This is a genomic window from Methanohalophilus levihalophilus (genome assembly GCF_017874375.1).
Classification (GTDB): domain Archaea; phylum Halobacteriota; class Methanosarcinia; order Methanosarcinales; family Methanosarcinaceae; genus Methanohalophilus; species Methanohalophilus levihalophilus.
Genome location: NZ_JAGGLK010000003.1, coordinates 222043 through 242495, shown reverse-complemented (window position 1 = coordinate 242495; position 20453 = coordinate 222043). Strand labels below are relative to the sequence as shown.

The following is a 20453-nucleotide window of genomic DNA, read 5'->3' as shown; positions in this document are numbered from 1 at the left end:
GAAAATCTACATTGATATTGGGAGATGGTGATATTATGGGAGTATTGGATCCGAGGTTGATGGCTGTTGTGGACCCTGTGTGTCATATGAAACTTGATGAGCAGGCTGTGAAGTTCAAAAGTGAGTACAAAGGAAAAACCTACAATTTTTGTTCACTTTCATGCAAGAAAAAATTCGATGAAAACCCGGAGAAATACATTGAGTTTTTCTCAGGAGGGGACTGATGAAAATTGTAGTTGCTGATCCAATATACCTTCCTGAAGAATATAAGGGGAAATTAGAGGCGCTGGGAGAGCTTAGTATCTTTGATACGATGCCCCCATCCATGAGTGAATTCATTGATAGGATTCATGATGCAGATATAGTTTTGAGTGGTAGGTATGGTTTTTCAAAAGAGGCATTTGAGAAGGCTACCAACCTCAAGATGATCTCTGTATGGCAAACGGGATATGATCATATTGATGTTAAATCAGCAAATGAACACGGAGTCCTGATCTCCAATGTGCCTATTTATGCCTTTGATGCTGTAGCAGAATTCGTTTTTGCTGTTGCACTCAATATGTTCAGAAAATTACACGTGGCAGATGCCAAAATCCGAGAAGGTTTATTCGATTGGAGGGATTATATCGGCAACCAATTAATGGGCAAAACAATAGGAGTCATAGGTACTGGGAACATTGGTATAAGGGTCATACAGATAGCGCATGGTTTCAATATGAATGTCCTTTCTACAACTGCTCATCCAAATGCAGAAAGGGAAACACGATTGGGAACAAAATTCGTTGATCTAAATACACTCCTCTCAGAATCTGATATTGTTACTTTACATGTACCACTGACGGAGTATACAGAAAAAATGATCGGTGCAGAAGAACTATCAAAAATGAAATCGTCTTCAATATTAATCAACGCTTCGAGAGGCAAGATTGTTGACGAAGCTGCATTGATTAAAGTCCTTAAAGAAAAAGGAATTATGGGCGCAGGTTTGGATGTTTTTGAAGAAGAACCTCTCTCAGCAGATAATCCACTCATGCAGTTTGACAATGTTGTTCTAACTCCACATGTTGCATTCCTGTCGGAAGAGTCCATTGAAGAGTGCACATACACATGCGTAGAAAATGTGGAGAACTTTTTGAAGGGCAATCCTCAAAATGTTGTTAATCCAGAAGCGGTAGATCGGTAATAATTGTAGAAATTATGAATCTGATTACTATGGACTTCGATTACAAAATAGAGATAGTATCTTTATCTATAATTAACATGGGGGACGTATTATCAAAAAAATAAAACTTAATTTTCTGATAGAAGCCTTGATGTTCTTGGATCTGATGGGTTTAGTCGGAATCGGACTTTCCTTGTTACTCGAAATGCACCTCTATGGAGATCTCCATCTCTATCTTGGATTGCTGTTGGTTTTCTTAATTTTAGCCCACATGTATTTGCATTGGAAATCAATACTGAAAATTTATGAAGCCTTAATGCCTGATCACAAGCAGAGGAGATTGTTTAGCGTACTCTACGTACTAGCTTGCTTGTTACTATTCTTTGGGGTGATACTCCACCACATCATTTTTCTTAATTAAAGGTGTCATATTTTGATATGTTTCAACAAAAGTTAGTTAACAAAAAGCATTTTGTGGGGTACTTCAATGAATAAAAAATACAATACGATTCAGATAGCAATGACAGCCGCTTTAATCACTATCATTCTTTTTTCCATGCCTGTAATTGCAGAAAACTATGTAATTGGTGATCAAAAGACGCCAGTTGTGATGCCAGTAGAGGGGGCCATGTATATCGGAGCTGATGAATGCAAAGTATGTCATCAGGAAATATACGAAGAATGGAACGCATCAGGTCATAAATATAAGATTATGACTCCCCAGGAAGCTCTTGGAATTAGGCCAGATCTTCCAATGCCGGAAGGTTACGCAGAAAGTGACATACTTTATGTTATTGGTGGTTGGGGCTGGAAAGCCAGATACATGAACGACCAAGGATACATCATAACAAAGACAGGAGAGAATCTAGAGATCAATGGTTCAAACCAATATAACCTTGAGACTGATGAATGGGTGGATTATCATGCAGGAGAGCTACTGGAATATGATTGCCAGAATTGCCATACTACAGGGGCATCCTATGATGGGAAGATGGACAACCTGCCAGGGATAAATGGTTCATGGGAATTCAGAGGCATTCAATGTGAAGCATGCCATGGTCCCGGTAGTGAACATGTAGAAGAAAAGGGGATACTGGGTGTTGCAATTAATGTAGATGAAAGTGCTGCTTTCTGTGGCCAATGCCACAGGCGTGGACCCGACGATGACAAGATTCCTGCAAGTGGAGGTTTTGTAAAGCACCATGAGCAGTATCAGGAATTACTGGCATCGGGAAATATGTCTGATCTAAATTGTACTACATGTCATGATCCTCATAGACCCGTACATGAAGGTGCCACTAACCAGATAGAAGAATTTGGAATAATTGTTCATTGTGACGACTGTCATCCCTCAGCTGCAGAAATACAAGAAGAATCAATTATGGGAATTGCAGGTGTTGAATGTGGAGACTGCCATATGCCTAAGAACGTAAAATCTGCAGTAAACACATCACCCTATTTAGCAGATGTAAGTTCACACTTATTCAGGATCAATAGTAGTGAAAATGCCGAATTTACTTATCTTGATCAAAAAGATGGGAATGAATACGCTAATCCATACATTACCCTAGAATATGCCTGTCTTTCCTGTCATGTAGACAAAGACAAGGAGTGGGCTGCACGAACTACACCGCTTGTAGTACGCCACAATGTAAAGGAGCCAGAGACTCCCGTGCCGCCTCAAGAAGAAACGCCTGGATACACTGTGCTTATTGCAATTGCAGCGATTTTAGTGGGATATGTATTTCGGAAAAAATAAGACAAAGAGTCTTGTTTTTCCCTTTTTTCTAAGGTTTTTGATTTTGTCGGATAAAGAGCATTTTTAAACAAAACCATCATTTTACGTATCATCGTTTTAAGCAAAAATAGGCAAAAATAGTGAACAATAATTCAATGCCGCATAAGGGAATACATTCCCATCAAAAGCCCACTGGCAAACCCAGCAATGCCAAGTAAAGTGAAATGTTCACCCCCATTAATTATTAGATAAGCTGAGGTGATGAGTATTATCCCAAAAAAGATATTTCTTGACATTTCATCGAGAAGATGATATTTTTTTGCAATGCCATCTTTTCCTTGTAATTTTTCTATCCGATATCCACGAATAGTTCTGATAACGTCATCTATTCCTGCAGGAAGGTTTTTGAATATGTCCATATACTCATCTGCTTCAAACTGGGCGCCTTCCGCCAATTTTTTAGGAGAATAATGATCTTTCATTGCTTCACTTATTATTGGTTTTGCTTCAGAAATGATATTATAGTTGGGATCCAGCTTGAGGCAAACTGCTTCAATAATCAAAATGGCACGCTCAAGTGTAGAAAACTCAGGTGGCAATGACATGTCATATTTCAAAGCAAGCATGGCGTATTTATCACTCTTTCTTCCTTCCGGCCCATAGTACTGATCTGCTATTAAATCATCAATATCTTGCCTTAAATTATGAATGTCAACATCTTCTTCAGACAAGCCACTCATTTTTAAGAGAACATCTGTTGCCATCTCGGTGTTCTTTTTATATGTAGCATAAAAAAAGCTCAACATACTCCATTTTAGCTCTTTATTAATTATCCCAACTGCACCGAAATCAATGAATGCTATGGAATCGTCCAGAGCTATAATATTTCCACTATGAGGATCTGCATGATAGAAACCATCTAAGTACACCTGCTTCAGATAGCTTGAACCTATAAGATGGGCATATCTAGACTTTAATTTCTGTTCTATGTCCACAAGGTCTTTGATCTGGGTACCTTCTACAAAGTCCATTACCAATACATTTTCACGGCAGTAATCCATGTATGCGCCTGGAATCTCTACACCTTCAAACCCTTGGAAATTTTCTTTCAGCCTTTGCATGTTAATGGCTTCAAATCTGTAATCAAGTTCTTTGTGCAGCATTTGTTTGTATTCATGCAAAAACGAGTCAACATTGAAATTTTTGCCCACTCCCAGAACTTTGATCAGGATGGGTTTTATGTCGTTAATAATTTCAAGATCCAGATTTATTGTATCAAGCAAATTTGGGCGTGCAATCTTGACAGCTACCTTTTTGCCGTTTAGTACTCCTTGGTACACTTGTCCAATTGATGCACTTGCAATAGGTGTCGTATCAAATTCTTCAAACATTTCTAAGATATCATTGCAATGATAACAGGTGGGGTGGTGAGCGTGGCGATTTTCCGATATGCTACAAATACAGTCGGTTTCAAATGATTCACGCATCTTGTCAAAATTAATGGGATTGACTTTATCCTGCAAATTTTCCAGTTCCATTATGTAAGTCGGTGGAAGCAAATCAGAACGTTTACTTAGCATCTGGCCGAGTTTTATGAAGCTGGGCCCGAGTTCTTCAAAAGCAAGTTTCAATTTTACAGCATGACTTCGGTCTTCTAAATCGAGAGCACAGGTGCATTGTTTGTTTGAAATATAATCTCTATGTATGTCTTTATACAAAAGTGAAAACAAATTGTATTTGAAAAACACTTTTGAGATTACAAAATATCTTTTTGTTTTTTCAAGCATTTGAAGACCTTTAGCGAGTGTAGAGTATTTCTTGGATGTTGCATTTCAAAAAAATGGCAATATTGTGTTTCAATATACGTATTTTTGCGCATTCACAAACTATATATGGTTCCGTGCTAAAACTTAATAAGGGCTTTGGAGAGTGAGGTGAACCCTCATGAACAGTATTGGATATTACGACGGAAGTCATATGTTCTTCGGAATGCTATTTTGGGTTTTAGTTATAATAGCGATAGCTTTGCTCTTTAGGTGGTCTAACAACCAAAGTCAAAACAATGGGGAAGATCAACTTTCTGCATTTGAAATTGCTAAAATTCGGTATGCTAAAGGCGAGATCACTGAAGAGGAATTTGAAAGGATAAAAACTAGTCTGTTTAGTAAAAAAGAGGAGGAGTAACTATGGGGGAACTTAAATCAGCGGCATTGGCAATTGCTTTGGCAATAGTTTCAGCATTAATAATGCTTGTCCTAGGTATCTTGGCCCGGGTTGGAATTTACACTGGTGCTGCAGAGATGATGATGCAGTGGCATATGTTTTATTCACTAACTATACCTGGGATAATTGCAGGAATGGTAGAGGCTGGAATTATATCATTTATCTTTGGATATATCTTTGCCGTATTATATAACAAGATGACCTAAATGGATCTACTTGTGAGTACGCCAAGATTAAACACGGAATAGAAAGGCAAGTACTGTTTCCTCTGTTTCAATGAAGATTCAGTTAATTAATTAGTGATTCAATTGGGTGACAATAAATGGCAAGAACTGAGATTATTATTCTGGTATTAATTGGAGTTGCATTGGTTATGGTTGGGCTTATGAGTCAGTTACAAACTTCGAACGTTCCCCCATACCACCAATATGGATGGCAGGAACCCGGATATATGTATCCTGATGATTATGATCCGTCTACAGATGCAAATATTGTCCCCGATTTTAATTCCAATGGCGAGTTGATTTACTACACGGGATTTAATGAAAATGGTCAAAAAATACCGGTTACTGGAGGTCCTCACTGGCTATATGTTCACGGGGGCAGCTGCGTTAGTTGTCACGGAGTTGATGGTAAAGGTGGAGTTCCTATTATGATGGGAACTAGCATTCCTTCAGATATCAGGTATGAAACATTGACTGCTGAAGACGAGCATGAAGATGAACATGACGAACATCCTCCGTATACTGATGAAACAATTAAGAAAGCAATAAGAGATGGCGTAAATCCGGCAGGAGAAGATCTGGATTATACAATGCCTGAATGGGATATGTCTGATGAGGATCTGGATGATTTGATTGAGTACCTGAAACTGTTATAAGCAAGCAGGTTTCAGGTTTTTAAAGATTAGAACAGCTCTTTCAAATCATCAATATTAATAGAAACGTCGAAGCCTTTGAGCCGAAAGAACTTCTTGGCTCGCATATCGTCATCTTCAAGGCGAAGATCACTTTCCACAAAGCCTGCCTTTTCAAGACGCTTTAAGTGGAGGTAGAGCACCTGGCGTGAGACATTTAGCTCTTTGGCAAGCTCGTATACATACCATTCCCTTTCTGAAAGCATGCATAGAAGCCTAAGCCTCAGGGGATGCGAAATGGCCTCCCCTATCGATACTATTTGCTGCATTGTTTTTGGCATAGTGGTACAAAAGCGAGTTTGAATCGTGTTTAGATTTCTTCCAGTTTTTCCTTGATTTCGTCTACAGTCTTCTTGATTTCAGAAATGTCTTTTTCCATTGCAACAAGTTTTTCATTATTTCCGGTATTCATAAGGCCGGATCGACTGAGGAGTGCAATAGCTACTCCCAAAATCAACAATATTAGAAGGATTTGTACGACAAAATCCAGAATTCCAATGGTGTTGTAATAGTGCATCATGGTTCTTTCTAATATGTTTTTATTTTCATATTAAGCTTTACAAGTGTTTATCCTGAGAAAGATACAAAATTTTCATTCCAGTTTTTTAAGTAGCTTGTCCAAAGATTCTCGATTATTTTCGATCTGCCTTTCAATACTTGTGAGCCGCTCATCCGAATTGTTGCTGCTGCCTGATCTCTTATCGAAATATGATGACACTGCCCAGATCAGGATAACCAATATTATCAAATTGAATATCATGCTAAAAACTCGAAAACTTCCGTATCCTCCATAAAAACTGTATCCCATCATGTTATCATCCTCGGTATCAAAGAATTAGAGAAAGAGTAAGCTTGTGGAAGTCCCTACCATCCATTGGTGGTGGTAGTGGATGTTTTTGATAAATGACAGGGACTTCTCACAATTTTCATCGTTAGCGATACATGCCTCCATAACCCATTCCAGGTCCATAGCCGAAGCCATGCACCATTCCATACCCACGTCTTGCAGGTGCATAATTATAGGTCTGGCTTGTGCCATCCAGAACATCTCCTGTAAAAGCATCAATGTAGCTCTGTATCACAACACCGTCATCGTTTGCGTAATATACTACCCACCATTTACCCATCTGGTAGATGTTTTCAGGCTGGATATCAATCCCAACTTCAGTTTCAAAAATTTCAAGTGCATCGTCCATAGAAAGGGTTTCATTCCCACTTGCATAATTGTCATAGTATGCGGAATTTGTACCATAATTTCCACAATAGCCAGAACTGTACCCCATCATACCGGGTACATTCCAACCAGCAGAAGCAAGACCCACAAATACAATGCCCACAATTGCTACAGCAATTGTAACCACGCTAAGTTTTTTCATCATTTTAACAACTCCAACATAGTATTTTTTCATATGTATCAGATATGCTACATATTCATTGTTTGGGTTACACATATAAAAAGCATACCAAGTACGGATTAATAATCCCAATGAGAACAGTACTCTGGTGCTTAATACCTAAAATCGAGAGAAGTTATGTAGTGGTCTATTTGATGGTAAGATTTGAAATCCTTGAAAGGAAGTTCGCTGCTGAAATATCAAAATTGACATTAACTTTCTTTTCTCTGATCGTTATCGGTGTGGATGCCATCAGGTACAACGCCTGATATTTCACTGCTATTTTCCGCTTGTAACCCATATCATTTATCCTGTCAAGATAGAAAACCGCTTAAAACGCAAATTTGACTGCAAATAATTTGTAATTTGAATGGATTAAGGGATAATTTCAAGCAAGGATTGAATTATTGATTTGAAACATTAATTCCAGGCACTATATAGAAATGATCTATCCGATTTCTTCAGCAGCAATTTCAATCAAAACCCTGTGCAGTTTAAAAATCAATTACTGTCACTATGAAATTTTCACATCGAAATTATCTAAAATAATTAAATTGATTACTGCGGATACTGCACAGGGTTATTATACCATTTTAGACCCTGTGCAATCTAAAATTAAATACTATTAATCTTGCTGCACACGGTTAAAAAACCCTGTGCAGTTAAAAATTGAATACTATTTACCAATTGCACAGGGTTGACTATTTTTTCCTATTAAAAGCTATATAACCAAAAATAATTTTTTTCAGAAACTTATATACTGTTAATCTGTAGTTGTCTGTTATTTGATTATTTAATTTGAATACTGTTAATATTGTTGCGTAATAGGTGTCTGGTATTTGATTATTTTATTTGAATACCATTAACTTCTTTTTATATGGTTATCTGGTGTTTAATTAATTGATATATTGAAAAACAGACAACTATAGGTGCTATGTGTAAGAGGTATACAATTTAAAATATTGAATAACAGACAATTGCAGATTAGTAGTATTCAAGTCTTCAGAAAAAAATTTATTTTTATATAGGCAATATAGGTGATTTTGATCAACCCTGTGCAGCAGCTTCATGAAAGTATTAGTAGCATTTAATTTTTTTAATTGCACAGGGTTTATTATCAACTTCAAATTTATTTCATCCTTATTTGATTTATAGTGTAAAAACAAACCCAGTGCAGTTTGGAGTTTATTTAAAGGTGTTTGAAATATAAAGGGTAAAAAATCTGTTTTTGAAAATGAAGAATAATAGAGATTTATTATCCTTCAGTACCGTTCATGAATGCGTGACAATAACCTTTATCGGAATTTGAATGTGCTTTAGGTTTTTTAACTTCATTCTCAAAATGAATATTTAATTTGTGTGAAGGTTCTTTACTATCTTCATCATATGATACGAATTTTATATTTTTCCAAACCCTGACCCTTTTACCTGCAAGTGTTTGTTGTGTATCTCTAATATATTTTGTTTTCTTCATCTTTAAAGAAAGTGCTTTTTCTGTCACTGGAATTGTAGAATTCTTCTTACACCATTTACAGTAGAATTGGTAAAATGTTTGTTTTGGAATTGCACCTTCAACATCTGATCCATAGTTAATACAATCATCAAAGAATGCATTTACAGAATCCATATTAGCTTTGTACATTCTTTCAACTTCTTCTGTTGTCTTCTGATGTGTCAACCTTTTATTTTTCAGTACATTAAGCAATCCTTCAAGACATAAATTAAGGAAACCTGATAATTCATCATCCGTTGTTAATTTCTTGATTAAATCGGGATCTTCCCTGCCTTCAAAATTGTTTGGGAATTCAATAAGCTCTAATCTTCTGTAAAATGCATAAACGTCTTCAACATCACCTGCTGGTCTAGGCATTTTGTTAGCATTGAATACTAATCTTGCAGTATTTTTGAATTTGAATTGCTCTTTGAACTTTTCTTCAGCACAAATTGTATCACCTGAAATTAACATCTTAAATACTGAATCATCTGCTAATTTCTTAGATGGAAGATCTGCACAAATATTGACTAATTTCCCGAATAATCCGGCAACAGCAAACTTTTCACGGTCAAATTTCTGAAGTGGAACTGCACTTATATTTTCTTCTCCAATCATCCTTTCAATAAGGAATGTTGCAACAGACTTTCCATTTTTACCCTTCCCGAATAAGAAAAGTGCTTTATGAAGTGCATCTGTATCAGGAATTAAACAATATCCAGCGAATTCAATTATGTTTTGTGCATCTTCAGGTGATACAACTTCTGACAGGAATTTTTCAATTTGTGGACATTTAGCTTTAGGATTATAGTTTACAGGAATGCGGATTGTTGAATAAACATCTGGATCATGCTCCATGAATTGACCAGATACAGTATCATATAATCCATTGTTAAGATTTATCACATACTTGTTGTTGTTTAACTGCTCTCTTTCAATAGCGGTGACATCTTCAATGTGGTGTATTACTTCACGTTTTGCTTTTTCAGATGTACGTCTATCAAGAATGTCAATAATTGCATTTCTGATTACTTTTCTACCCTGATTAACATAAATTCCATCCTGATAAACATAAATGTCCTTCTTTCCAAGTGTACCAATTGACAGGAATTTATAGAAGCTCATGATGTGATTAGCTAGCGATTTAGGATCAAGTCCATGTCGTGTAAAAAACATTTCAGGTTCACAACTGACCATTTCAGCATGTTTAAAAAATAATGCTTCTTCAGCTATTTCCTTTGCAGCATCATATGTGATGTCAAAATTACCGTATAGGAATTGACTAATGTATACCTGGGAATTTCCCATTCTTGCAAGATCAGTTGAATATTGTTGTATTTTCTCTCCATCAACCTTTGATAATTCATACCTTTTGCAGAAATCAATGAATAAAGCGTGTTCTAGTTGCGTCAGCTCTTGCTTTTGTTTTTTAATATGTATCTGCTTTAAACCTTCAAGTATTTTTTTATTTTCTTCAGTACCTAAGCCTTTGAAGAATTTATTAGTGATTTCTTTCAGCTCTTTTGGTTTAATTTTCCCTTCAGCTATTTGTTTTAAGTACCTGGTGAATCTTGAATTCCTTTCATCATTGTATCCAATTAATTCATCTTCAGAAAGTATGAAAGGCTCTGATACATGTTCATTGTAGATTGCGAAAATTAAATAATTTGAATCATTATATTCAATCTCTATCCTGAAGTTTTTAAATCCGGTATTCACAACCATTGAATTGATTTCAGGTTCATTTACTGTATTATTTTTTTCATCGATATTATTATATATTTTAGTATACATATTATTATTTACATTAATGTGACTTGGCGCAGACACATTTTTATTTTCACTTATTTTTTTCATTTTTTATTACCTCTTAACTTTGTTTTTATTCATTACATTTTTGATTTTTCTGATTGCTCTCGCCTCTGTTTTTGTCATATTTTCACCTCCAAAAGTCTACATCATTATTTGATAATCGATATGTGCGACCTTCTCTCTTGATAGACATGCTTGTTTTTTTGAAGTCCCATTGTTTGCAATTTATCTTCAGTCATTGTTGTATCTCCTGAAAATTAGTTGCGTGGATGTACCCTTCTTACACTTGAATAAATTCGAGTGAGGATGCTTGCTTTTTCATCATAAAGGATGTCATTACATTGTGAGTCAATTAATGCAGATAAACATGCAACCGTTGTTAATTTCCTTGCAATTTTCCTTCGTGCTTCCTCATATTCATCACCTTGAAGAGAGTTCATTTGGTGATTTAGGACCTTAAGATCTGCATTAAGTTCAAGTATGCCACTTGTTAGTTTTTTTACGTTCATTATCTTTTCATCATTCATTTTTTTCAAATACCTCTTATTTTTATATTTATACCCAGATATAATTAAATCTGAAAAACCCTAAACCTTTGGATAATAGAAAGATAAGGAATAGATTATTCAGATTCGTCCCATCAAAAATAACTGTAGATAGAATGGATTCAGGAAGAAAGTTTATTTCATTGAATTTGTTATTTGCAATTTCTCTTATAGTATCATCCTGTACCCCTTACTTAAAGTTTGACAGAATGGTTTTCTATTATCATTGCAGCATACAATTTTTATTAATTTTATCATTTCGTCACTTTTAAATTCTGGTACAAATTATTTCTGAATGTAATTAATAATAACATTGACTTTTATATAAACATTTCTATTGTAATGTGTGGATGAAACGACTCGAATAAGAAAAGCTGAATGAAAAGGAACAATATTTAGTTTTTCAATTTCCATTTATCCGTTCAAAAATTGTATTTGAAAATGTCTATTGATAATGATAGATTTGTAGGCTTACAGAGAAAGTGGTGTACCAGACCAAAGTGACATTGCAAACCTACACATCTATTACTTACTTTATCATATATTTAGAAAGTATATAAATATTTTTACTGTTTGTGTAGCTTTCTTGCTTATCATTATATTCGAACATTTGTTATTGCAGCAAACTCAAATGAATCAAGAATATTTAATTCTGCACCCTTCCCAGGATTGTAACATCTGATATCAAAACTGCATTCTTTTGGCTTTTCCCACATTTCACTAATTGCTTGCCATTCTTCAGGTGTAAATTGTTGGAATGCGATAATGTGCATGTAAGAATAATCTTTGTTATAATTGATCGGAATGTTGAAGAGTCTTATATTCGGATTCTGCTTCATCAAAATATTGACTAAATTGTCCCGTGCACCTTTCATCAATTGATATATTTCTTCATCCTCTAATTGTTCCGGCAAATTACACCTTTTCATTGTAACTATTGTGAATGGTATTTGAGATAATAAATGATCAATATCTGTAGAATCATTTTCTTCCTTAATTATTCGAATTTGCTTTCTTATCTTTCCCTGAATCCGCTTAAGTTTCCGTTCAAGTGAACCAACTTCATTTGTTAGTTCCTTAATGCGCTTCTGAATTGATGATGATTCAGGATTCAAGATTGCTTTCTGCCTATGAAGAAGATCTAACTCTTTGCTCTTTAGTTCAATGACTTTTTTATATCTTCCAATCTCGGATCTGATTTCTGGATTAAAGGATACTGATTTATTTTCCAATTTTCGTATATTATGCTCTATTGTTTTAATTTGCTTAGCTAATTCAATTATTCCGACTTCAACATCCTCAATTGAAACATTTTCATCTACTTCAATTGGTTCAATATTTTCATCTTTTAGTTCTGCAATTCTAATTACATGATCAAGATTCTCTTTTGCACTTTCCAGTTGTTTTATTATGTCATATTCCTTAATTTTCAATTTTGAGACATTGTCATTGTATAATTTGGCAACCTCTTTACATTCATTTACATGTGCATTTGCTTTTTTCACATAGAAATATCGGGCATCGTTGACAGTTTTCTTTATTTCGAGTTCTAACTTTTTGGTATGGAAACAATCCATAATCATTTGCTTCTCTTTCATACTATTATATTTTATTTATTTGTATATAAATATATTTAACAAAGTTGGATGATGTCAAAGATGCTTATTTGGTGGCATAATCCAATTTTGGTCCCTTAAACTCTTTTGAATTTCTTCATATCTTTGTTGCAGGAATGCTATAGTTCATCACATTCAGGAATTGTGTTTAAATATCATCAATACCAAAATTGTATTAGTGCGGCTGTGATCTAGTGGTCATGATATGGGCTTCCCAAGCCTATTACCGGAGTTCGAATCCCCGCAGCCGCACCACTTTTAAAATTATTCTTTTTTGTGAAATTACACCAAATTTAAATACTTTAACTCCCTAAAGTTGATAGCACCATAAATTTTAAAGAAGCTTTGACCTGAGCTTCCCAAGCTTAGAACCCGGGTTCGAATCCCGGCAGCCGCATTGACTTATGACAGAGATTTTTCGAGATTTGTGAGTCTTTTTTCAATGCTGCTTAGCACTTCTACTAAAATTGAAAACAAAGTGTGATCTTATATATTCAACAGATTTCCATGAACACGCAACCACTTTCTCTTCTCCCCATAGTCTGGAAGTATAACTTGCACAGCCTTCCAGTAATCTTTTGAATGGTTCTTGTGCTCCATGTGACATAGTTCGTGAACAACCAGGTAATCAATGATAGAGGTCTTAGCCATCACAATCTTCCAGTTAAAACGCAACTGATTGTCCTTGGAACAGCTTCCCCATTTACTTTTGTATTCCTTCACCAATACACCAGAAGGATGCTCATCAAAATACTTCAGGTATCTGTCAATTCTTTCATTGATAACCTGCTCGGCTTTCTGCTGGTAGTAATCCATGAACAGAGGCCTCAGGTGCTTTCTGTAATCAGATTCAGGAATGTATGCCGGAATAGTTGCAATGAACCTTCCGCTTTTCATTGTCAAAGATGCTTCAGTAGCCTCTTCCGATTTGAGCACCTTCAACCGGTATCTGCGGCCCCGTAGCAGGAACTTCTCACCACTCACAAACTCCTTAGATTCTTCTTCCTGAATCTCTTCCATCCTTTCAAGATGAGTAATGATCCATTTTGCCTTTAGGAACAGGTTTGTTTTGACATCATCCTCTGACAATTTCTTTGGTGCTCTTACCGTCAGTTTCTTGTTGTGATCAATGGATAGACCAATGGTCTTCTTCCTGTTAGAAAAGATTAAATCGTATTCAACAGCCGTGTTTCCGATTTGTATGGATCTCATTACAAGATGTTCCTGGCAAGATTGAGTATATTGCTGCTTTCTCTGGAAGCAGTTTCTATATCATAATCCAACTTATATAACTCCCTCTTGATCTCCTTCAGCATTTTTCTGAAAAAAAAGCTTGGCCATAAAAAAAGATAAATTTTTTAGTGGAAGAAATAAGCGGTGGTACACCACCCATGAGGGGGAAAAGAAACTGGGAGAATTTGGCTTAAAGTAATCTTTGAAAAGAGGCACAGACGACAAATGCATCTGGCGCACACAAGCAGCAATAAGTGACGGGTTCGAATATCCACACAGCATTAGCAGGCATCCGAAATCAGACATCCTCAATATAGGAAATTTGCCCGTCTTCAAGATAACCAATTCTGTCACATACGGTTTGTAAGACATCGATATCATGGGAAATCAGGAGATAGGAAATGCCTGTTTCATCCTGTATTTTTTCCATAATTCTCAATACCTGCGCCTGCACGGATACGTCAAGCATTGAAGTGGGCTCATCGGCAACGATGAATTCCGGCCTGATGGAAAGAATACGGGCAAGTACAATTCTCTGTATTTCACCACCACTAAGGTGAGCCGGATATCTGTCTAGATGTTCCCCCCGAAGTCCCACAAGTTCAAGAAGCTCATCTACTCTTTCAGGGATGGAAGACGAAACCGGACGTTCGTGGATCATCATCGGCTCGACCAGACTATCAAAAGCCTTCATTTTCGGATTCAGGGACATTTCTGGATGTTGGAAAATCATCTGTATTTTTGGCCTTATGCGACGCATTTGCCCCCTATTCATCGTGAGAAGGTTGTCGTCCCTGAATAGGATTTCACCCCCGTCTGGCTTTTCCAGACCTACGATACTCCTTCCAATAGTTGTTTTCCCGGAACCACTGTCCCCGAAAAGGCCAAATGTCTCCCCTTTTTCAACCGTGAAATTTATATCATGTAAAACCTGATGACCATCAAAATTTTTGGACAGGTTATTCACTCTCAATAAAGGTGACATCTTACAGTACCTCCGTTAAAATCCCTGATATCGGGCCGTTCCGCGTGGCATCTGTCCGAACTATGGCCGCATCTTCTGGAGAAAAGACAACCTGGTGGCAGATCAATCCTGCTTGGGGTTTGGCCTTCAAGAGGAATAAGCCCATTGCGTGGCAGGGCTTTCAAAAGCCCTTTCGTGTACGGATGAGATGGATTGTGCAACACCTTTGAAGCCGAACCTATTTCTACAATTTCACCGGCATACATAACAGCCACCCTGTCACATATTTCCAGGGCAAAATCAAGATCATGTGTGATCAACAGCATCGAATATCCATGATCGTCCTTCATATGCCTGAAAAGATCAAGTGAACCGGCCCTTGCACCGGAATCCAATCCTTTTGTAGGCTCATCGGCAATGACAAGTTTCGGTTTGTACGAAAGGCACATTGTAGCAAGAAGCCTTTGTTTCATGCCACCTGATAACTCATGAGGGTAAAGTCTTAGCAATTTTTCAGGATTTTTAAGGAGCAGTTTTCCCATCATGTCCGTCACTAATTTCATTCCTTCCCTTTTCCCAACACCGATTATCTCAAAAACCTCACTGATCTGAATCCCGTTTTTAAGCAAAGGATTCAGGGAACCTGCCGGGTTTTGCGGGATCAGGGATATTTGTTTACCGCGGATTTGCCTCATTTGACCGGCATCATGGGAAAAAAGATCCTTCTCCTCAAAAGTGAGTTCTCCTGAAACAGAAGCATTGGAAGGCAGAAGCCGCATAATTGATTGCCCTATCACCGACTTGCCTGAACCGCTTTCCCCGATAATCCCGAATGTTTCCCCCTCCTTTATACTAAAAGAGGCGTCATTAACAGCCTTTACGTCTCCGTGGTCAGTAATAAATCCTACACTAAGGTTCCTTACTTCAAGAACATTCATCAGAATTCACCTCCTGTATCCCTGGGATCAAAGAGATCCCGCAACCCTTCACCTATTATGCTGAAAATTATGACAACAAGGGTTATTGCAAGCCCGGGGAAAATCGTCTGGTAAGGGGAAGTCCGCATAAATTCCTTTCCGGCACTCAACATTGCACCCCATTCCGGAATATCGGCTGGCAAACCTATACCAAGGAAATTAAGGGCCGCAATGGAAAGGATTACATGCCCGATATCTATTGTTGCAAGAACAATTACAGTGGCTATGGAATTGGGAATCAGGTGTTTCCTCATAATATGAACATCACTCGCACCGATAGTCCTTGCCGAAAGGACGTATTCGTTTTCCTTGATTGACAAAACCTGACCCCGCATCAGGCGGGCATATTTTGCCCAATGGACGATGGACAATGCAAGCATCAGGTTAAACACGCCGCTTCCCAAAAAACCCATTATTGTCAGTGCGAAAATTATTCCCGGAAATGACAGAAATATATCGATAAGCCGTGACAGGAACTCATCAACTGATCCGCCATAGTAGCCGGAAATACAACCGATTCCCACACCAAATACAAGTGAGATCAGGGTAACACCTGCAGCAATTGAAAAGGACGTGGATGTGCCTGCAATCAACCTGATGAGGATATCTCTCCCCAGATAATCGGTGCCAAGGGGATGCTCCATTGATGGAGAGAGATTTTTACTCTTAAGTTCGATGGCATTGGGGTCTGAGGAAGACAACAGTGGAGTTATAAGTGCAACTGCCACGATTAATGACAGAAGAATAAATGCCACTGTCATGTCTTTTCTCTTCAGGATTTTATTCCCCATTCCACCTTTGCTGGAAAATGTCTCCCTGAGACTTTTCTGTGAAAATGAAAAACCCATTCCAAATCACCCGTACCGTATCCGTGGATCAAGATAGATATACACAAGATCAACAATGAAATTTACAACCAGAAACAGCAGGACAATTACGATGATACACGCCTGCACCACCGGCAAATCCCGGGCAAATATGGAATCCACAAGCAAGCTCCCAATCCCCGGCCATGCAAAGACTTTTTCTATTACCACGGATCCTCCCAGCATAGCTCCCATCTGGAAACCCAGAACCGTGACTACCGGAAGCAAGGAATTTTTCAGGGCGTGCCGACTTATGATCTTGCTTACAGGCAGCCCTTTTGCAGTTGCAAACTTGATATAATCCTCTCCAAGAGTCTCAAGCATGCTTGTTCTTGTTACCCGCATGATAGATGCAAGGGAGTGTATCGAAAGAGCAATGGCAGGTAAAATGAGATTCCATATGCTTCCGTATCCGGCTACCGGAACCAATTTCAGGTATACTGAAAAAATAAGGATCAGCAGCAGACCCACCCAGAAACCGGGCATTGATACACCGAAAAGTGTCAGGATCCGCAGGAGATGATCCGCAAACCTGTTCTCCCGGAGTGCAGCGTATACCCCAAGTGAGACCCCTGCAATCGAAGCTATCAGCATGCTGGAAAACGCAAGCACTATTGTCGCCGGAAGCCGAAGCATCAGCAGATGCAAAACAGGTTTGTGATATACAAATGATGTCCCCAGATCACCTTCCAAAAGCCCTCCTCTTATCCATTCAAAGAACTGCAGGTAAAGGGGATCATTGAGGTTATACCGTTCCGAAACCTGTGCAAGCTGCTCATCAGTCGCAGATTCCTCCAGACCTATAAACGTGTGTTTGAGGATCATTTCAGAAGTGCCACCTGGTATCACGTTCATAAGGAAAAATGTCAGCGCAAAAACCGCAAAAACGGTGATGACCATGAAAACAATTCTTTTAAAAATGTACCTGTACATGGGAGCACATCCTTGGAAAAATCAGGAAAAGAGAGAGGCAAACAACTTGCTCACCCCTCCCAGGAGGAAAATCACTCTTCCATATACATTGCCGCATTGATCCTGTAGTCATGTGCAGTAGGGTCGAAAACATAACCCTTCACTGAATCTTTCTTGACGATAGCGCACCCGTAGTAGGCAACAAGGATCATTGGCTGTTCTTCGTAGACAATTGCCTCAACTTCGTTGAATTTCTGGTACCTGAGATCCAGGTCCTTAATAGTCCTGGCTTCTTCAACAAGTGCATCAACTTCCGGATTGGAGTATCCGGGACCGTTATCCGGCCCTGTGGTAGTATACCAGTTGCTCAGGACATATTCCGGATCAGGAACCATCGCAATGTTATAGGCTGCCAGAAGGAGTTCCCAGTCTCCGTTTTTTTGTTTGTCGGAAATTGCACCCCATTCCAGCACTTGAGGGGAGACAGAAATTCCAACATCCTTAAGCTGTGCTGCGATTGCTTCTGCCATGGGAGGAAGACCCGGACGTGCCGAATATGTCAGCAACTCGAACTCAAGTGCCTCGCCGTCCTTGTCACGAATGCCATCACCGTCCGTATCCACCCAACCAGCTTCGGTAAGCAGTTCTTTGGCTTTTTCAAGATCCTGATCGTATGGTTTTAGATCCTTATTTGTCCATGCCATCACCGGCAGGAAGGGACCAGCCGCCGGTTCACCTACATTATACAAAACGTGTTCCACAATGTCATCCCTGTTTATGGCATAGGAAATCGCCTGCCTCACCCTGACATCAGCAAGAGCTTCGTTTTGAAGGTTGGTGTCCATCTTGTAAACACGTGGCGTGGAGTATTTTTCCACAATAATGCCTTCAATGGAATCGATGTGGTCTGTTTCACTGTAAGGCACATCAACGGTGAAATCAAGTTCCCCGTTCTCAATTGCCATAGCTCTTGTGTTGGGGTCAGGCATGCCTTTAAGGATCATTTTCTCAAGACCTACTTCTCCTCCCCACCACTCATCATTCTTCACGACAGTCAGCACGCGGGTCTGTTCATCGTAGGATTCAAACACATAAGGACCGGTACCTATCGGTTTGACGAATTCCCCGTTCTCATTAAAGGAACTTGCACTTATGATACCAAGATCGGGGTAATGCAGGATACCGGCAAGAATCGGATTTAGATCAGTTGTTGTAATTTCAAGGGTGTGATCACCGATAACATTAATCGAATCAATTTTCAGCATGGATTCGACACGGGTATTTTCTGCGATGGTTCTTTCAAGTGAGAACTTCACATCCTCCGCTGTCATCGTGCTTCCGTCATGGAATTTTACACCTTGTCTGAGAGTAAATACCCAGGTATAATCATCGGTTTGCTCCCATGACTCTGCAAGTTCAGGTTTGAGTGAAAAATCCGAATTTGCTCCCACAAGTGTTTCGGTTACCGCTGCTTTTTCACCGATTACGGTACCTTCAACCGCCGGGTCTATTCCATCGATATCCCACATTTCTCCGAGTACAAGTGTTTGTCCGCTTGCGACAGACTCTTCACCGCTGCTCGTACACCCGGACATGAAGACCGAGCCGGCGAGCACCAGAATGACAAACAATATTGACAGATATTGGTTTTTCATATCAGTTTCTCCTTTCATTTTGTTCCGTGAATCATGTAGTAGTTGTAATTGTAGCAAATGCGCCTCCTGAATGGCATGAACTTTTTCTGCACTTCCCTGATGTGAGTCAGATCAAGATGACCAATGTCCGACAATCCGGCAGAATGCATGTATTTTCGCGCGTTTTCAAGGGATGTGCCACCCACATTCGGAAGCTGGGATTTGAGTGTATCAGAATAGTATTCCTTCCACGGATTCTGCCTGTCCGCAATCAAAGAGCAGACGTTGCTTACAAAATGCCGCGCTTTTGTATCAAAGGAACCATCATCCCAGACACCGTCAATTACAACGGCTCTTCCTCCATCATTAAGAACCCGTTTCCAGTTGTCAAGCGCCGTCTGTGGATGAGGTAATGTCCACAGGAGATGGCGATTGATAACAAGATCAAAAGAACCGTCATCAAACGGGGGATTTTCGGCATCTCCTGTTTCAAAACGCATATCAAAACCTCTCGATTCCGCTTTTGAAATAGCCCGTGATAGCATGTTTTGTGAAAGGTCGATACCGGTGACTTCGTGACCCATTTCTGCAAAAAGGATGCTTAATTCACCTGTTCCGCACCCAACATCAAGCACTTTCAGGATACCTTCCCGAGGAAGCACTTTACTGAAGGCCTGTTTCCATGAATCACGTTCAACAGCGCTCTTGATGCCGTGCCCATGGTGGTCATCATACGTAACCGCAGATATGTCCCATCTACCTGCAATTTCTGTTTTAATATCATTTCCAGTCATATCTTGGATGTCAAATGAGTTATTTAGTATTAATAATTTTCTAATTAGTAATACTTTAAGTTATTATTTGTATTTTAGTAACACTAAAAATAACAGATTAATAGAAAAGCTCTCATCAGCTTAGAGGAGAGAAAAAAACAGAGATTTAAGATTTTGAAATCAGGCAGATACAATG

The 20453-nt window shown here is 38.5% G+C and carries 21 protein-coding genes and 1 tRNA gene; 7 read left to right on the top strand and 15 right to left on the bottom strand.

Annotated elements, in window-relative coordinates; translation table 11 throughout:
- Positions 1 to 35: 35 nt before the first annotated feature.
- The 3 genes from J2755_RS08575 to J2755_RS08565 all read left to right on the top strand — a co-directional run bounded on the left by J2755_RS08575 (position 36) and on the right by J2755_RS08565 (position 2921).
- A complete protein-coding gene (locus J2755_RS08575; protein WP_245312856.1) occupies positions 36 to 224 on the top strand; it encodes a YHS domain-containing protein in 189 nt (62 codons plus the stop codon).
- Positions 224 to 1183 carry a 2-hydroxyacid dehydrogenase gene (locus J2755_RS08570; RefSeq protein ID WP_209682024.1) on the top strand — a complete coding sequence of 320 codons (960 nt, stop codon included), beginning with the start codon at positions 224 to 226 and terminating at the stop codon, positions 1181 to 1183. Before J2755_RS08575 ends, J2755_RS08570 begins: the two co-directional genes overlap by 1 nt.
- A 466-nt stretch (positions 1184 to 1649) precedes the next feature.
- On the top strand, positions 1650 to 2921 hold the full coding sequence (locus tag J2755_RS08565) for a multiheme c-type cytochrome (RefSeq protein WP_209682022.1): 1272 nt from the start codon (positions 1650 to 1652) through the stop codon (positions 2919 to 2921).
- Between the two features lie 131 nt (positions 2922 to 3052).
- Here J2755_RS08565 and J2755_RS08560 read toward each other — a convergent pair whose 3' ends face one another.
- A complete protein-coding gene (locus tag J2755_RS08560) occupies positions 3053 to 4687 on the bottom strand; it encodes an ABC1 kinase family protein (RefSeq protein ID WP_209682021.1) in 1635 nt (544 codons plus the stop codon).
- Positions 4688 to 4844: 157 nt separating this feature from the next.
- Here J2755_RS08560 and J2755_RS08555 point away from each other — a divergent pair, with 157 nt between their 5' ends.
- From J2755_RS08555 to J2755_RS08545, 3 genes are all read left to right on the top strand, one after another.
- Positions 4845 to 5084, top strand: a complete 240-nt coding sequence (locus J2755_RS08555; protein ID WP_245312854.1) for an SHOCT domain-containing protein — start codon at positions 4845 to 4847, stop codon at positions 5082 to 5084.
- Between the two features lie 2 nt (positions 5085 to 5086).
- Positions 5087 to 5329 carry a hypothetical protein gene (locus J2755_RS08550; RefSeq protein WP_209682020.1) on the top strand — a complete coding sequence of 81 codons (243 nt, stop codon included), beginning with the start codon at positions 5087 to 5089 and terminating at the stop codon, positions 5327 to 5329.
- Positions 5330 to 5445: 116 nt separating this feature from the next.
- On the top strand, positions 5446 to 6003 hold the full coding sequence (locus tag J2755_RS08545; RefSeq protein WP_209682019.1) for a c-type cytochrome: 558 nt from the start codon (positions 5446 to 5448) through the stop codon (positions 6001 to 6003).
- 26 nt (positions 6004 to 6029) lie between these two features.
- Here J2755_RS08545 and J2755_RS08540 read toward each other — a convergent pair whose 3' ends face one another.
- From J2755_RS08540 to J2755_RS08510, 7 genes are all read right to left on the bottom strand, one after another.
- On the bottom strand, positions 6030 to 6320 hold the full coding sequence (locus J2755_RS08540) for an ArsR/SmtB family transcription factor (RefSeq protein ID WP_209682018.1): 291 nt from the start codon (positions 6318 to 6320) through the stop codon (positions 6030 to 6032).
- Between the two features lie 29 nt (positions 6321 to 6349).
- Complete coding sequence (locus J2755_RS08535) at positions 6350 to 6559, bottom strand: hypothetical protein (RefSeq protein WP_209682017.1); 210 nt, start codon at positions 6557 to 6559, stop codon at positions 6350 to 6352.
- A 72-nt stretch (positions 6560 to 6631) separates the two neighbouring features.
- On the bottom strand, positions 6632 to 6850 hold the full coding sequence (locus J2755_RS08530) for a hypothetical protein (RefSeq protein WP_209682015.1): 219 nt from the start codon (positions 6848 to 6850) through the stop codon (positions 6632 to 6634).
- 121 nt (positions 6851 to 6971) lie between these two features.
- The gene (locus tag J2755_RS08525) at positions 6972 to 7418 is read right to left on the bottom strand and encodes a PepSY domain-containing protein (protein ID WP_209682011.1); all 447 of its coding nucleotides are present in this window, start codon (positions 7416 to 7418) and stop codon (positions 6972 to 6974) included.
- 1270 nt (positions 7419 to 8688) lie between these two features.
- Positions 8689 to 10782 (bottom strand): DNA primase family protein, encoded by a 2094-nt coding sequence (locus J2755_RS08520; protein WP_209682010.1) that lies wholly within the window; start codon positions 10780 to 10782, stop codon positions 8689 to 8691.
- Between the two features lie 212 nt (positions 10783 to 10994).
- Positions 10995 to 11264: a hypothetical protein gene (locus J2755_RS08515; protein ID WP_209682009.1), complete on the bottom strand. Its 270-nt coding sequence runs from the start codon at positions 11262 to 11264 to the stop codon at positions 10995 to 10997.
- Positions 11265 to 11878: 614 nt separating this feature from the next.
- A complete protein-coding gene (locus tag J2755_RS08510; RefSeq protein WP_209682008.1) occupies positions 11879 to 12880 on the bottom strand; it encodes a hypothetical protein in 1002 nt (333 codons plus the stop codon).
- Positions 12881 to 13078: 198 nt separating this feature from the next.
- On the opposite strand from J2755_RS08510, the gene J2755_RS08505 reads away from it, so the two are divergent.
- Positions 13079 to 13153 (top strand) — tRNA-Gly (locus J2755_RS08505).
- Positions 13154 to 13384: 231 nt separating this feature from the next.
- On the opposite strand, the gene J2755_RS08500 is transcribed toward J2755_RS08505, so the two are convergent.
- The 7 genes from J2755_RS08500 to J2755_RS08470 all read right to left on the bottom strand — a co-directional run bounded on the left by J2755_RS08500 (position 13385) and on the right by J2755_RS08470 (position 20278).
- The gene (locus J2755_RS08500) at positions 13385 to 14110 is read right to left on the bottom strand and encodes a M48 family metallopeptidase (protein WP_209682007.1); all 726 of its coding nucleotides are present in this window, start codon (positions 14108 to 14110) and stop codon (positions 13385 to 13387) included.
- Between the two features lie 319 nt (positions 14111 to 14429).
- Positions 14430 to 15116 (bottom strand): ABC transporter ATP-binding protein, encoded by a 687-nt coding sequence (locus J2755_RS08495; protein ID WP_209682004.1) that lies wholly within the window; start codon positions 15114 to 15116, stop codon positions 14430 to 14432.
- The gene (locus J2755_RS08490) at positions 15101 to 16033 is read right to left on the bottom strand and encodes an ABC transporter ATP-binding protein (RefSeq protein ID WP_209682001.1); all 933 of its coding nucleotides are present in this window, start codon (positions 16031 to 16033) and stop codon (positions 15101 to 15103) included. Before J2755_RS08490 ends, J2755_RS08495 begins: the two co-directional genes overlap by 16 nt.
- Positions 16033 to 16920, bottom strand: a complete 888-nt coding sequence (locus J2755_RS08485; protein ID WP_209681997.1) for an ABC transporter permease — start codon at positions 16918 to 16920, stop codon at positions 16033 to 16035. The genes J2755_RS08490 and J2755_RS08485 overlap by 1 nt, the downstream gene beginning before the upstream one ends.
- Before the next feature lie 6 nt (positions 16921 to 16926).
- Positions 16927 to 17871, bottom strand: coding sequence for an ABC transporter permease (locus tag J2755_RS08480; RefSeq protein WP_209681994.1), 945 nt, complete (start codon positions 17869 to 17871; stop codon positions 16927 to 16929).
- A 71-nt stretch (positions 17872 to 17942) separates the two neighbouring features.
- The gene (locus tag J2755_RS08475; protein WP_209681992.1) at positions 17943 to 19505 is read right to left on the bottom strand and encodes an ABC transporter substrate-binding protein; all 1563 of its coding nucleotides are present in this window, start codon (positions 19503 to 19505) and stop codon (positions 17943 to 17945) included.
- A gap of 14 nt (positions 19506 to 19519) precedes the next feature.
- Entirely contained in the window at positions 19520 to 20278 is a 759-nt protein-coding gene (locus J2755_RS08470) for a class I SAM-dependent methyltransferase (RefSeq protein WP_209681988.1), read from the bottom strand.
- Positions 20279 to 20453 lie beyond the last annotated feature (175 nt).